At 71.9% G+C, this 13,245-nt stretch carries 12 protein-coding genes and 1 tRNA gene; 7 read left to right on the top strand and 6 right to left on the bottom strand.

Annotated elements, in window-relative coordinates; genetic code table 11:
• The first annotated feature begins 3 nt into the window (after window positions 1–3).
• From AB0J10_RS21045 to AB0J10_RS21025, 5 genes are all read left to right on the top strand, one after another.
• Window positions 4–1,581, top strand: a complete 1,578-nt coding sequence (locus AB0J10_RS21045) for an NADH-quinone oxidoreductase subunit M (protein ID WP_363063719.1) — start codon at window positions 4–6, stop codon at window positions 1,579–1,581.
• Window positions 1,578–3,116, top strand: a complete 1,539-nt coding sequence (locus AB0J10_RS21040) for an NADH-quinone oxidoreductase subunit N (RefSeq protein WP_363063717.1) — start codon at window positions 1,578–1,580, stop codon at window positions 3,114–3,116. The genes AB0J10_RS21045 and AB0J10_RS21040 overlap by 4 nt, the downstream gene beginning before the upstream one ends.
• A gap of 204 nt (window positions 3,117–3,320) precedes the next feature.
• Window positions 3,321–3,779 carry a large conductance mechanosensitive channel protein MscL gene (mscL, locus tag AB0J10_RS21035; protein ID WP_363063715.1) on the top strand — a complete coding sequence of 153 codons (459 nt, stop codon included), beginning with the start codon at window positions 3,321–3,323 and terminating at the stop codon, window positions 3,777–3,779.
• Between the two features lie 163 nt (window positions 3,780–3,942).
• Entirely contained in the window at window positions 3,943–4,806 is an 864-nt protein-coding gene (htpX, locus tag AB0J10_RS21030; protein ID WP_363063713.1) for a zinc metalloprotease HtpX, read from the top strand.
• Complete coding sequence (locus AB0J10_RS21025) at window positions 4,803–5,195, top strand: YccF domain-containing protein (RefSeq protein WP_138053705.1); 393 nt, start codon at window positions 4,803–4,805, stop codon at window positions 5,193–5,195. The genes htpX and AB0J10_RS21025 overlap by 4 nt, the downstream gene beginning before the upstream one ends.
• 231 nt (window positions 5,196–5,426) lie before the next feature.
• Here AB0J10_RS21025 and AB0J10_RS21020 read toward each other — a convergent pair whose 3' ends face one another.
• Window positions 5,427–6,671 carry an APC family permease gene (locus AB0J10_RS21020; protein ID WP_363063711.1) on the bottom strand — a complete coding sequence of 415 codons (1,245 nt, stop codon included), beginning with the start codon at window positions 6,669–6,671 and terminating at the stop codon, window positions 5,427–5,429.
• Window positions 6,672–6,785: 114 nt separating this feature from the next.
• On the opposite strand from AB0J10_RS21020, the gene AB0J10_RS21015 reads away from it, so the two are divergent.
• Window positions 6,786–7,055: a GlsB/YeaQ/YmgE family stress response membrane protein gene (locus tag AB0J10_RS21015; protein ID WP_363063709.1), complete on the top strand. Its 270-nt coding sequence runs from the start codon at window positions 6,786–6,788 to the stop codon at window positions 7,053–7,055.
• A gap of 86 nt (window positions 7,056–7,141) precedes the next feature.
• On the opposite strand, the gene AB0J10_RS21010 is transcribed toward AB0J10_RS21015, so the two are convergent.
• The 3 genes from AB0J10_RS21010 to AB0J10_RS21000 all read right to left on the bottom strand — a co-directional run bounded on the left by AB0J10_RS21010 (window position 7,142) and on the right by AB0J10_RS21000 (window position 9,014).
• Complete coding sequence (locus AB0J10_RS21010) at window positions 7,142–7,813, bottom strand: alpha-ketoglutarate-dependent dioxygenase AlkB (RefSeq protein WP_363063707.1); 672 nt, start codon at window positions 7,811–7,813, stop codon at window positions 7,142–7,144.
• Window positions 7,810–8,316: a methylated-DNA--[protein]-cysteine S-methyltransferase gene (locus AB0J10_RS21005; RefSeq protein ID WP_363063705.1), complete on the bottom strand. Its 507-nt coding sequence runs from the start codon at window positions 8,314–8,316 to the stop codon at window positions 7,810–7,812. Before AB0J10_RS21005 ends, AB0J10_RS21010 begins: the two co-directional genes overlap by 4 nt.
• A 209-nt stretch (window positions 8,317–8,525) precedes the next feature.
• Window positions 8,526–9,014, bottom strand: a complete 489-nt coding sequence (locus tag AB0J10_RS21000; RefSeq protein ID WP_363063703.1) for a YajQ family cyclic di-GMP-binding protein — start codon at window positions 9,012–9,014, stop codon at window positions 8,526–8,528.
• 190 nt (window positions 9,015–9,204) lie between these two features.
• Here AB0J10_RS21000 and AB0J10_RS20995 point away from each other — a divergent pair.
• A tRNA-Tyr gene (locus tag AB0J10_RS20995) sits at window positions 9,205–9,286 on the top strand.
• A gap of 341 nt (window positions 9,287–9,627) precedes the next feature.
• On the opposite strand, the gene nadE is transcribed toward AB0J10_RS20995, so the two are convergent.
• Both nadE and AB0J10_RS20985 read right to left on the bottom strand, forming a co-directional pair.
• A complete protein-coding gene (nadE, locus tag AB0J10_RS20990; RefSeq protein WP_363063701.1) occupies window positions 9,628–10,458 on the bottom strand; it encodes an ammonia-dependent NAD(+) synthetase in 831 nt (276 codons plus the stop codon).
• A gap of 1,094 nt (window positions 10,459–11,552) precedes the next feature.
• Window positions 11,553–12,788, bottom strand: a complete 1,236-nt coding sequence (locus tag AB0J10_RS20985) for a cation:proton antiporter (protein WP_363063699.1) — start codon at window positions 12,786–12,788, stop codon at window positions 11,553–11,555.
• Window positions 12,789–13,245: the final 457 nt, after the last annotated feature.

The following is a 13,245-nucleotide window of genomic DNA, read 5'->3' as shown; positions in this document are numbered from 1 at the left end:
GCCGTGATCGATATCAGCGAATCCGTGATGCAGTTCCTTCTCGCGTTCATCGTCGTCGGCCCGCTCATCGGTGCCGCCGCGGCCCTCCTGCCCGCCCCGCCCGGGCTGAAGGGGAAGTCACCCGACCAGGCCGTGCTGCGGCACGGTGTGACCGTCACCGGCGCGATCCTCGCCGCCGCGATCGTCCTCGCGCTCGGCTTCGACCACGACCAGCCGTCGAAGATGCAGGCCACGACGGACATCAGCTGGATCCCGGCACTGGACGTGCGGATCCACCTCGGTACCGACGGCATCTCCCTCCCCCTTCTCGTCCTGACCGCGCTGCTGACCTTCCTCTGCGCGCTGTACAGCTACTTCAAGATGCCCGAGGGTCCGTCCCCCAAGGCCTTCGTCGCGCTGCTCCTCGTGCTCGAGTGCGGCACCCTCGCCACCTTCGCCGTACTCGACCTGCTGCTGTTCTTCCTCGCCTTCGAGACCGTCCTGATCCCGATGTACTTCCTCATCGCCCGCTGGGGCGGCGCCGGCCGCCGCCCCGCGGCCTGGAAGTTCATCCTCTTCACCCTGCTCGGTTCGGTCGTCATGCTGCTCGGCCTGCTCCTCGTGGGACTGCAGGCCGGCACGTTCGACATGCTGGCACTCGCCACTGACAACGGCCGCGGCCTGGCCCTGTCCGTGCAGGTCATCGCCGTACTCGCGATCGGGGTCGGTCTCGCGGTGAAGACCCCGATGTGGCCGCTGCACAGCTGGCTCCCCGACGCCCACACCGCCGCGCCGACGGTCGGCTCGGTCCTGCTCGCCGGAGTCCTGCTGAAGATGGGCACCTACGGCTTCGTCCGGATCGTCCTTCCGATCGCGCCCGACGGCATGCAGGTCTTCGCCCCGTACCTCGCCGCCTTCGCCGTCGTGGGCGTCGTCTACGGGTCCCTCGCCTGCCTCGCGCTCGCCAGGCCGGGTTCCAAGGGCGATCTGAAGCGCCTGATCGCGTACTCCTCCGTGGGCCACATGGGCTTCGTGCTCCTGGGCATCGCGACCATGACCCCGACCGGCGTCAACGGCGCGCTCTTCGCCAACATCGCCCACGGCCTCATCACCGGTCTGCTCTTCTTCCTGGCCGGCGCCGTGAAGGACCGGTACGGGACCGCCGACCTGGACACGCTCGCCGGTGCCACCGGGGCCGCGCTGTACGGCCGTGCGCCCCGCCTCGGCGGGCTGCTCGCCTTCGCCGCCGTGGCCTCGCTGGGCCTGCCCGGCCTCGCCGGGTTCTGGGGCGAGATGCTCGCCCTCTTCGGCGCCTTCGACCCCGCAGACGGCCTCAGCCGCCCCGCCTTCCTCACCTTCATGGCCATCGGCGGCCTCGGTACCCTGCTCACCGCCGCGTACCTGCTCGTCGTCGTCCGCCGAGTCTGCATGGGCGGCCCCCGGCCCGCCGGAGAGGGGCGGCTCGCCGACGTACAGGGCTACGAGGTCGCCGCCTGGACGCCGCTCGTCGCCCTCACCGTCCTCGCCGGGCTCTGGCCCGCGGTCCTCCTCGGCCTCACCGACCCGGCCGTGCAGAAGCTCCTCGCTGGAGGAAAGGCATGACCCTGGCCGCCGCACCGCAGGCGCTCGTCGCGCCCGTCGTCCAGTCCGTCGACTGGCTCGCGATCGCCCCGCCCACCATCGCCGCGGTGGCCGCCCTGGGGATCCTGGTCGCCGACCTCTTCGTCGCCGAGCGGAGAAAGGCGTTCCTTGGCTACGCGGCCATCGCCTCGCTCACCGTCGCCCTGGTCTCCCTGCTGCCGCTGCGCGGGGCGGACCGCGCCACGTTCTGCCTGACCACCGCCCCCGACGTGTGCAGCTACACGGCTGACCGTTTCACGCTGGTCATCCAGTTCCTGGTGCTGGGCGGTGCGCTGGTCACGGCGCTGATCTCCGTGACCGAGACGCGCAGGCGGCTGCCCGCGGGGGAGTACTGGTTCCTGCTGCTGTCCTCCGCGGCCGGAGCGGCCCTGCTGCCCGCCGCGCGGGACCTCGCCACCCTCGTCGTCGCCCTGGAGGTCGCCTCGCTGCCCGCGTTCGCCCTGGTCGGCCTGCGCCGCGGCAACCGGTTGTCCAGCGAGGCGGCCCTGAAGTTCTTCCTGTCCTCGGTCACCGCCACCGCCGTGATGCTGCTGGGCGTCAGCTTCGTGTACGCGACGACGGGCACCCTGCATCTGACGCGGATCGCCTCCCGCATGGACGACGTGCCCGGTCAGCTGGACACCCTGGCCCAGGTGGGTGTGGCGCTCACCCTGGTCGGATTCGCCTTCAAGACGGCGGCCGTTCCGTTCCACTTCTGGGTGCCCGACACCTACGTGGGCGCGCCGCTGCCCGTCGCCGCGTACCTCTCCGTCATCGGCAAGGCCGTCGGCTTCTCCGGGCTGATCCTGGTGACCGTCATCGCCTTCCCCGCCCACGCGGACGTGTGGGGCCCCGCCGTTGCCGTGCTCGCCGCCCTCACCATGACCGCCGGCAATGTCGCGGCCGTGCGCCAGTCGCCCACCCGTGCGAACAGCGCCGTACGGCTGCTCGCCTGGTCCTCCGTGGGACAGGCGGGCTACATCCTGGTCCCGATCGCCGCGGCGGCCTGGTCCGGCGACGTGCGGATCGGTTCCACCGTGGCCTACGCCCTCATGTACGCGGTCGTGAACCTCGGTGCCTTCGCCGTGGTGGCCCTGGTCGCCCGCACGAAGCCGCGGAACCGGATCGCCGACTACCGCGGCCTGTACGCGACCCGTCCCGTGACCGCCCTGGTGCTGGCTTTCTTCCTGCTCTGCCTGGCCGGGCTGCCGCCGGGCGTCATCGGGCTCTTCGCCAAGGTCGCGGTCTTCTCGGCCGCGGTCGACGCGGGTCTCGGCTGGCTCGCCGTCGTCATGGGCGTGAACGTGGTGATCGCGCTCTACTACTACCTGCAGTGGACCGCCCAGCTCTTCCGGGCGCCGGAAGAGGCGCCCGAGGGCGCGGCCGAGGCCGTGCCGCCACGTCGTTCCGCACCAGCCCTGGTCACCGCGGCCGTCGCGCTCACCGCAGCAGCCGGGGTCCTGCTGTCCGGCTGGCCGCAGTTGGTGCTGCGCTTCGCCGCCGTCGACCTCTTCTGACGGGCTCACGACAGGCCCGTCCGTCGCCGCGCGGCTCCGGACAGCTCTGTCCTCCCGCTGTCCTCCCGGCACCCGTGGAACGCGCCGTACCGGGTAGGCGGAACCGTCGGTTCGACAAGCGGCGCCCCGAGCGGGCACGGTGTTGACCGCATTCGGACGAGCAGCAGGAACGACATGGCCGCAGAACGACGAGGGAGTACCGCTGTGCTGAGCGGATTCAAGGACTTCATCCTCCGTGGAAACGTGATCACGATGGCGATCGGCCTCGCGGTCGGCTCCGCGTTCACGGCGGTCGTCACGGGGCTCACCAACGCCTTCATCACCCCGCTGATCGGCGTGGCCACGCAGGGCGCCGGGGACTTCAGCAAGGCGGCCTTCACGGTCCAGGGGGTGAAGTTCCCCTACGGCCTCTTCATCAGCGCCACCATCGCCTTCGTGATCACCGCGGCCGTCCTCTACTTCGGTGTCGTCGTCCCGATGCTGAAGGTGCAGAACCGCTTCACCAAGGAGGAGCCGGTCAGCATCAAGGCGGCGGTGCGCGACTGCCCGCGCTGCTACACCGAGATCCCGGCGATCGCCAGCCGCTGCGCCCACTGCACGAGCGACGTGGAGCCCCTCCCCGAGGCACTGGAGAAGGCGGGGGCGCTCCCGACCCAGCGCTGAGCCGGCCGGGTCACCCGAACGGCCCAGCGACGTCGGGCTCCCCGCCCGTGGCGGCGGGGGAACCCGCGGCTCCCGCCTGGCGTTGACCAGTACGGGAGGGTCCACTGGAGAGCGGACCACGACCGCAGAGGGTTCCCCTGCCGAGCCACTTGGAGGGCGTACCGTGCACCGCCGGCACAACGGACTGAGGACTGCCGTTCTCCTCGGGGGGCTGTCCGCCCTCATCATCGTCATCGGCAGTCTCTTCGGCCGTACGGGCCTGATCGTCGCCGTCGTCGTGGCCCTGGGGACGAACGCGTACGCGTACTGGAACAGCGACAGGATCGCGCTGCGGGCCATGCGCGCCCGGCCGGTCAGCGAGTTCGAGGCGCCCGCGCTGTACCGGATCGTCCGCGAGCTCTCCACGCAGGCCCGTCAGCCGATGCCCCGGCTGTACATCTCGCCGACCCAGGCGCCGAACGCCTTCGCCACGGGACGCAATCCGCGCAACGCGGCGGTCTGCTGCACCGAGGGCATCCTGCGGATCCTCAACGAGCGGGAACTGCGGGCGGTCCTCGGCCACGAGCTGAGCCACGTCTACAACCGGGACATCCTCATCTCGTCCGTCGCCGGCGCCCTCGCCTCAGTGATCATGTTCCTGGTGAACTTCGCCTGGCTGATCCCCATAGGCCGCTCGGACGACGACGACGGCCCCGGGCTGCTCGGCCTGCTGCTGATCATGATCCTGGGTCCGCTCGCGGCGTCCGTCATCCAGCTCGCCATCAGCCGCTCCCGCGAGTTCGAGGCCGACGCCGACGGGGCCAGGCTCACCGGCGACCCGCTCGCCCTCGCGAGCGCCCTGCGCAAGCTGGAGGAGGGCACCAAGCAGTTGCCCCTGCCGCCTGAGCCGAAGATCGAGACGGCGAGCCATATGATGATCGCCAATCCCTTCCGGCCGGGGCAGAGCCTCACGAAGCTGTTCAGCACCCACCCGCCGATGGCCGAACGCATCGTCCGTCTCGAACAGATGGCAGGTCACCGCCCATGAAGACAATTCTGAACGTCATCTGGCTCATCCTGTGCGGCTTCTGGATGTTCCTCGGCTATCTGCTGGCCGGCGTCCTGCTGTGCATCACCATCATCGGCATCCCCTTCGGCCTGGCCGCCTTCCGTATCGGCGTCTACGCTCTGTGGCCCTTCGGCCAGACGGTGGTGGAACGCAGGGACGCGGGCGCGCCCTCCTGCATCGGGAACGTGCTCTGGCTGATCCTGGCCGGTTGGTGGCTGGCGCTCGGGCACGTCGTCACGGGCATCGCCCTCTGCCTCACCATCATCGGCATCCCCCTGGGCCTCGCGAACTTCAAGCTGATCCCCGTATCGCTGCTGCCGCTCGGCAAGGAGATCGTGCCGACCGACCAGCCGTTCACGGCGAGGTGAGCCCGAAAGCCCACGAGCCCGGAGCCCGAGGGGACCGGCACAGGCCGGCCGTCGCGGCCCGGAGAGCCGGAAGCGCGGCGCCGCCCTCGGGCCGCCGACCCTCGTCGGGTACGGTGCCCACGTCTTCCGCGGCCGAGCCCACGTCTCCCGTCGCCGACTCGGCCTGACGCCCCCGGCCCGCGGATCCGCCGTCCTGCGAAGAGGTCGTCGACTCCCCCGGGACCCGGGGCGTCACGGCCGGTCTCCGCCGGCCCTCCTCCGTACCGCGTACGCCGCAGCCCCCGCCGCCAGCACCGCCGCGCCCGCCACGACCGACGCCGACGGCAGCGCGAGGGCCAGCACCAGACAGCCCGCCAACCCGACGACGGTGAGGGCCCTGCCCCGGGAACCGAGTGTCCACGCCGAGGCGTTGGCGATGGCGTAGTACACGAGCACGCCGAACGACGAGAAGCCGATCGCGCCCCGCACGTCCGCCGCAGCGGCCACCACGGCGACCACCGACCCCACCGCGAGCTCGGCGTGGTGCGGCACCCGGAAGCGGGGATGGACGGCCGCGAGGGTGCGCGGCAGATGGCCGTCCCGGGCCATCGCCAGCGTCGTCCGGGAGACACCGAGGATCAGTGCCAGCAACGAGCCGAGCGCGGCCACCGCCGCCCCCACCCGTACGACGGGGACCAGCTGGTCCGCTCCGGCCGCCCGCACGGCGTCGGCCAGGGGAGCCGTCGCCCTCCCGAGTCCGTCCGCACCCAGCACGGACAGGACCGCACAGGCCACGACCACGTACACACCCAGGGCGATCCCCAGGGCCAGCGGGATCGCGCGCGGGATCGTCCGGGTCGGATCCCGCACCTCCTCGCCGAGCGTGGCGATCCGCGCGTACCCGGCGAACGCGAAGAACAGCAGTCCCGCGGCCTGCAGCACACCGCCCGCGCCGCCGCCGGGGCCACCCGACAGCAGACGGCCGGAGTCCGCGGACGGAGAGACGAGCACGGCGACGGCCACCGCCGCCAGGACCGCCAGCACGACCGCGACGATCGCCCGAGTCAACCGGGCGGACTTCTGGACGCCGCCGTAGTTGACCGCCGTCAGTGCCACGACCGCGGCCACCGCGACGGCGTGCGCCTGCTCGGGCCAGAGGTACGCCCCCACGGTCAGGGCCATCGCCGCGCATGAGGCGGTCTTCCCGACGACGAAGCCCCAGCCCGCGAGATAGCCCCAGAACGGGCCGAGCCGTTCCCGCCCGTACACGTACGTCCCGCCCGACGCCGGGTAGCGGGCCGCGAGCCGGGCCGACGCGGTGGCGTTGCAGTACGCCACGACCGCGGCCAGCCCCAGCGCCAGGAGCAGCAGCGGCCCGGTGCCGGCCGCGGCGGACGCGGGCGCCGGCGCGACGAAGACCCCGGCACCGATCATCGAGCCCAGTCCGATGACAACAGCGTCGAACACGCCCAGCGACCTGCGCAGTTCCTGTGTCATGCACCGCACCCTACTCACGGCCGCAACCGCACTCCCCACCGCCGGCGTCTGACATGACAGCAGCGCGTCGCGGGCAGGAGTCCGGGGACGCGCACGAGGAAAGGCAGTCATGGCATGGGCATCATCAGCTGGATCGTCCTCGGTCTGCTCGCCGGGATCATCGCCAAGATCCTGCTGCCGGGCCGCGACCCGGGCGGACTGATCGGCACCACCCTCATCGGTGTCGCGGGCGCCTTCATCGGCGGCTGGATATCGTCCCGCTTCCTGGACCGTCCGATCACCAAGGACTTCTACGACGGTGCCACGTGGGTCTCCGCCATCGGCGGCGCGCTCGTCCTGCTCATCGCCTACCGCATCCTCTTCGGCCACTCGCGGTCGCGCTGACGGCTGTCCCGGGATCCCCAGCGGGCGATCACGGGACAGCCCTTGGCACGGAACCGACCGGGTTCCTCCCGCCTGCCCGGGGACGCTCAGTCCCGGAGGCCGGTCTCCCGCAGGGTGATGTTCAGCCGGCCGGCGAGACCCAGCGCGGGATCGGCCGTGCCCGGACGGATCCCGGGCACCCCGTGGTACGCGAAGCGGGACGGTCCGCCGAAGACGAACAGGTCGCCGGACGCCAACTCGACGTCCGTGTAAGGCCGACCGCGGTTCGAGGTGTTCCCGAGACGGAAGACGCAGGTGTCGCCGATGCTGAGCGACACCACCGGGGCACCGGACCGCTCGTCCTTGTCCTGGTGCATGCCCATCCTGGCGGCGCCGTCGTAGAAGTTGACGAGCGCGGTGTCCGGCGTGTATCGCCTGCCGCTCCCCTCGCCCACCCCGGTGCCGCCGTACGCGGCGGCCAGCGCCTCGCGCCCCAACTCCGCCAGCCAGTCGGGGAAGACGGCGACCCGGGCGCCGTTCACGTCGTCGGCGGTCCGGGCGTACCGGTACGGCTGCCAGTGCCACCCGACGCAGACCGTCCGCACGGACATCACTCCACCCGTCGGCAGCCTGGTGTGCCGGATCGGCACCGGTCCGCGCGCCCACTCCCGGCACACCACGACGAGTTCGCGCTGCCGGGCGGTGGACAGCCAGCCGGGAACGTGCACCGCCCCCGGCGCCGGCTCGGCCCGCTCCCGCGGGAAGAGTCCCTCGCTCACGCCACCAGCGCGCCTTCCAGACCGAGGAGCCGCTCCTTGCTCGGCAGGCCCCCCGCGTACCCGCGCAGTGCGCCGTCGGCGCCGATCACCCGGTGGCACGGCCGCACGATCAGCAGCGGATTGCGGCCGATGGCCGTCCCCACCGCCCGCACTCCGGGCCCCGCGGCGCCGACCCGCTCGGCGATCTGGCCGTAGGTCGCCGTCCGCCCGTAGGGAATCTCCTCCACCGCCTGCCAGACGCGCCGCTGGAAGTCCGTGCCGGCGCCCCGCGCGAACTCGATCGAGAAGGACGTCAGCTCCCCGGCGAAGTAGGCCCGCAGCTGCGCGGTGATCTCCCCGAACCCCTCCGGCGCGGGCCGCCGGCCGTCCCGCACCTCCGCGGCGCCCTTCTGCCCGGGCAGCGAGAGCGAGGCGAGCGCGATCCCGCCGACGGCGGTCGCGGACTCCTCGCCGACCAGCAGCAGCTCACCGAGCGGGCTGCCGACCGTCGCGTACACCGTCATGGGTCATTCCTCTCCGCCGTGGGGGCGCCTTCCGCGGTCCCGCGTCCACGAGTCCGTGCGCTGTGGGCCGACCGCGCCGGCGGTATTCGGACGTCGGCCCCCGAGTGCTCCGGCCCGTCCGGGACGCGAGGCGGGGGTGGTGCGGCCGCGCCGCACCACCCCCGAGCGCCTGTCCCCGCACGGCCGGACGGCTCGACGGCGGTCACGGCTCAGCGGTAGTTCACGAACTGAAGGGCGAAGTCGAAGTCCTTCCCCTTCAGCAGCGCGATGACCGCCTGCAGGTCGTCGCGGCTCTTGGAGCTGACCCGCAGCTCGTCGCCCTGCACCTGCGCCTTGACGCCCTTCGGGCCCTCGTCGCGAATGGCCTTGGCGACCTTCTTCGCGTTCTCCTGGGAGATGCCCTCCTGGATCGACGCGAAGATCTTGTACTCCTTGCCGGAGAGCTGGGGCTCCCCCGCCTCCAGCGACTTCAGCGAGATACCCCGCTTGATCAGCTTGGACTGGAAGATGTCGAGGATCGCCTTGACCCGCTCCTCTCCGCTCGCCTGCATCAGGATCTTGTCGCCGGACCACTCGATGGTCGCGCCGGTGCCCTTGAAGTCGTAGCGCTGCGAGATCTCCTTGGCGGCCTGGTTGAGGGCGTTGTCGACCTCCTGCCGCTCGACCTTCGAGACGATGTCGAAACTGGAGTCGGCCATGTCCTGTGGCTCCTTGTATCGGGTGGGTAGACGCACGGCCGGATGCCCGGACCGCCACGGCAAAGCCTAGCCACCCGCACCCGCCGTAGGCGCTGATCAATCCGGTGGCGGAGCACCCCTGGGGATCGGGTATCGTTTACGTCGTTGCCACGGAACGCCGCACGAAAGCGGCTCCGGAGCGACATCCCATGGCGGTGTGCCCGAGTGGCCAATGGGAGCGGACTGTAAATCCGTCGGCTTAGCCTACCCAGGTTCGAATCCTGGCGCCGCCACGCGATGAGAACGGCCCCTGATCTGCGGAAACGCGGATCAGGGGCCGTTGTCGTGTGGGTCACGGACGGACGGCGTTCCCACCGGGGTCACGCGCGGGGCGGCCGCACTCGCCGACGCCGGGAAGCTCGAACCGCTGCTCGACCCCGGGCACTTCACGCTTGCCGACGCCTCCGAGGTCCGGACGGCGGTGGAGGGCGGCGTCGCCGAGGCGAGGCCGTCATCGAGGCCCGACCGACACCCCTGTCATGGTCGGACCGATCCCGCAGCGTCCCTCGCGCCGTTCGGGGCTCTGCCGCGCGGAGTGCCCCTTGGACGCACCCCGCCCTGGGAGGGAACGGCCTCAGGGAGCGACCGGCAGTGCGCGCTTGTGGTCGGTGGCGCGGTAGCGGCGGACGATCGTCTCGAAGGCGCGTCCGTCCACCGGCTTGCCTTCCAGGAAGTCGTCGATGTCGTCGTACGTGACCCCGAGCGCGTCCTCGTCGGCCTTGCCCGGGGCGAGGGTCTCCAGGTCGGCCGTCGGCGTCTTCCACACCAGCTCGGCCGGCGCACCCAGCGCGTCCGCCACGGCGCGCACCCGGCGTTTGGTCAGACCGGTCAGCGGGACCAGGTCGGCGGCTCCGTCGCCGAACTTGGTGAAGAAGCCTGAGACCGCCTCGGCGGCGTGGTCGGTGCCGACGACCAGGCCGTCGTGCGCGCCCGCCACCGCGTACTGGGCGATCATGCGCTGCCGGGCCTTGATGTTGCCGTGCACGAAGTCCCGGTGGTGGGCGTCGCGGAAGCTCACCTCCGCGGCCGGCAGGGCCGCGAGTGCTGCGTCGCTCGCGGGCTTGATGTCCACGGTCAGCACATGGTCGGCCCGGATGAAGGAGAGCGCGAGCTGGGCGTCGTGCTCGTCGGCCTGTACCCCGTACGGCAGCCGCATGGCGTGGAACCGTGCCTCGTGGCCGGCCGCCCGGGCCCGCTCCACGGCGAGCTGGCACAGCCGGCCCGTGGTGGTGGAGTCCACACCGCCGCTGATGCCGAGCACGAGGGAGCGCAGCCCGGTGGAGGTCAGACGCTCGGCGAGGAAGGCCACCCGTCGCTCGATCTCGCGCTCGGCCTCGAAGGTCTCGGCGACCTGGAGCTCCCGGGCGATCTCCTGCTGCAGGGCGATGGACGCCGACTCGCTCACATCTGCTCCTTGCTCCGGTTCACGGTCCGCCGCTGTCGCGCCCACCCTACCGAGGGCTCTCCGGGCGGATCGGAGCCCCCACGGTCACGGCCGTACGGAGCCTTGGACCTCGAGGCGATCGGCCGCCCACGGATCGCAGAGGGCGGGAGCGGGGAAGGGTCGGAGCGAGAAGCCGCTGCGGGGTGGTGCGCCGTCGTGCTTGATCGGCCCCATGACCGATGTACAAAGGGCCGATGCAGGGCTCCTTTGCAGGTCAGGCAGGACCTGCCACGCGTCCCGAGGGCGTGGGACGGCGGAGCGGTGATCACCGGGCTGTCGGGCGGGGCGTTCGCCGAGATCGCCCGGATCCAGCGGAGCCGATTCCGGGCCGGTGACGCGCACCGGGCGCTGGTGGACGATCGCCCACCAGCGCGGCCCATGGGTGATGTACGCCGCGCCCGACGACGACTGCCCGTGTTGTGAGCCCGTCCTTGGCGGCGACGTGCGGGCGTTCCTGGAGGTGCTGTGCCGGCCTCTCCCGGAGGTCGGCGCGTGCTCCCCGCGCCCTGCTCAGGCCGCTGGACGAGCGCTTCCCCGCCCGGACGCCCGGCGCCCCTTACGCCTCGCCGCGTGATCCGTGGGGGAGCCGCCGGCCCACAGCCCCGTGGCGAGGGACACGCCGCCCTGTCGGGCAGCGGGCGGGGGTACGCCGCCCGTCGGGCAACCGTCTCCTCGAGCGAGAGCGAGAGCGCGAGTCCGTCGAGGACGCGGTGCGCACAGCGGTGGCGACCCGCGGTGCGCACCGGCCCGCTCGCCCCGAGGCCGCGCACCGAACGCCGGCGGGTGCTCTTCCGGAGCGGCGATTCGTACGCCCGGCGGTCCGGTCCGCAAGGGAAGAACCGGAAGCCCGCTCCTCTGATGGGCAGGCGCGGGCAGCGAGCCGTACCCCTGCCTTCAGTTCTCGGCGCCCGGGGCCCGCGCCGCTTGCCGGAGTCCGGGCCCGCGATTCGGACACCGCCGGCCCGTCCGGGCCCGCGATTCGGACGCCGTCTGCCCGGACCCGGGCCGGCGTCCCGCTCCGCCGTGGCTCAGGGGCCCCGCTCCGCCCCCGGGGCTCAGGGGCCGGCGTCTGCGGCCGGAGCGGCCGGCCCGGGCGGCCCGGTGCGCCGCCGGGCGTAGAAGCGGGCGATCGGCTCGGCGCTCAGTCCGTGGAGCACGATGCTGAGCATCACGGTGATCACCATGACGCGCGAGACGAAGTCGGCGCTCTTGTCCGGGAGTTCGATGACCGCCAGGGAGCCGAAGACGATGGACGTCACGCCTCTCGGTCCCATCCAGCCCAGGAACAGCTTGTCGGCCCGGCTCACCCCCGCTCCCATGAGGACCAGGAGCACGGGAATCATACGGACCAGGGTGACGGCGAGCAGTGCGTAGAGGACGACCGCGGCCTGGAAGCCCGGCCAGAACACGTTGTTGACGATCTGTCCGAAGATGAACCACAGCGCCAGGCTCATGAGGGTGACGACGTCGTCGGTCAGCTCCACGGCGGTCTCCGGGAGTTCCCGGACCGCCGGGCCGAAGACGACGCCGGCGATGAAGGACGCGACGAACCCGTTCCCGCCCACGGCGCTGGAGAAGGTGTACGCCACCAACGGGACTGCGAGCACGCCCAGTCGCATCGCCGACGTCTGCGTCCAGCCCCGTGACCACGACCTGCGCAGGAGCCAGCCGCTCGTCCACCCGACGGCGAGTCCGGTGGCAAGGGCCCAGCCGGCCGCCTCGACCGCCGTCAGCAGGGCGTCGCCGTAGTCGGCGTGCACATCGTGCGATTCGACGGCCACCGCGATGCACAGCAGGAACACCGGCGAGACGATGCCGTCGTTGAGGCCGCCCTCGACGTTGAGGACCTCGCGCAGTCGCGCGGGGATCCGCGGGTCGCGGACGACGGACGCGGTGGGGGCGAGGTCCAGTGGGACGACGACGGTCGCCAGCACCGCGAGCAGCCACCCGGACTGGCCGGGGAAGAGGAGGAGACCACTCAGGAACGCGGCGCAGAGCGTCAACGGCAGCCCGCCGCCCAGGAGACGGAGGACGACGCCCTTCTCGCGGCCCAGGATCCTGCCGGGCACCTCGATGGCGTCGACGAACAGCAGCAGGGCCAGGATGACTTCCACCGCGTGTTCGAAGACATTCGTCTCGAGTTCGAAATGCAGCGGGGGATTCGAGCCGGCGGTCAGGGCGGTGCCCGCCGCCATCATCGCGATGGGCGCGGTGATGCTCCAGCGCGAAAGCCTGAACGCCAGCAGCGACCAGACGAAGAGAATTCCCGCGATCACCGTGACGGCAAGCATGCAGCCCCCGTGTTCCGTTCTTCTCTTCGCATCTCTTCTCTTCGCATCGCCCGGCTCGGCAACCGAGCCTAAGGGCTGTCCCGCGATCCCTGGGGGAGCAGCGCGCGGCGTCGGATGCGGTGAATCGCAAGGCAAAGAGCCGTCCTCATGCCGGTGTGTTCGGGCGATTCGACGACGAGGCTCGTACGGGCTTCGGTGCGAAGCCCTCTCCACGGAGGGGGAATTGAGGACGGAGTTCCGAGAGGAGCCCGATGGGTGATGGGTGCGGCTTCCCCGGGTCCCCGGGCCGGCCCGCGTGCCTGGCGGCCCTCGGGTCGGACCGTGCCGCCGATCGAGGGCGGGCCCCGCTGCCCGGCCTGGACGCCGACCGTCCGCCGTCGCACGGTCCCTGCCCACCCCCGAGCGGGACGTGGGTCCGGGAGCTCGCGCAACGGCTGTGCCGGGGAGGGAGGGCCCG

This window comes from Streptomyces sp. NPDC049887 (assembly GCF_040656535.1).
Taxonomy (GTDB): domain Bacteria; phylum Actinomycetota; class Actinomycetes; order Streptomycetales; family Streptomycetaceae; genus Streptomyces.
The sequence above is the reverse complement of the archived record's forward strand: the minus strand, read 5'-3'. Positions and strand labels throughout refer to the sequence as shown.

What these genes read in the sequence shown, in the direction of transcription:
- AB0J10_RS21040 (WP_363063717.1), top strand. Translation starts at nt 1,578, where the DNA reads ATGACCCTGGCCGCCGCACCGCAGGCGCTCGTCGCGCCCGTCGTCCAG.
- AB0J10_RS21025 (WP_138053705.1), top strand. Translation starts at nt 4,803, where the DNA reads ATGAAGACAATTCTGAACGTCATCTGGCTCATCCTGTGCGGCTTCTGG.
- AB0J10_RS21020 (WP_363063711.1), bottom strand. Translation starts at nt 6,671, where the DNA reads ATGACACAGGAACTGCGCAGGTCGCTGGGCGTGTTCGACGCTGTTGTC.
- AB0J10_RS21015 (WP_363063709.1), top strand. Translation starts at nt 6,786, where the DNA reads ATGGGCATCATCAGCTGGATCGTCCTCGGTCTGCTCGCCGGGATCATC.
- AB0J10_RS21005 (WP_363063705.1), bottom strand. Translation starts at nt 8,316, where the DNA reads ATGACGGTGTACGCGACGGTCGGCAGCCCGCTCGGTGAGCTGCTGCTG.
- AB0J10_RS21000 (WP_363063703.1), bottom strand. Translation starts at nt 9,014, where the DNA reads ATGGCCGACTCCAGTTTCGACATCGTCTCGAAGGTCGAGCGGCAGGAG.
- AB0J10_RS20985 (WP_363063699.1), bottom strand. Translation starts at nt 12,788, where the DNA reads ATGCTTGCCGTCACGGTGATCGCGGGAATTCTCTTCGTCTGGTCGCTG.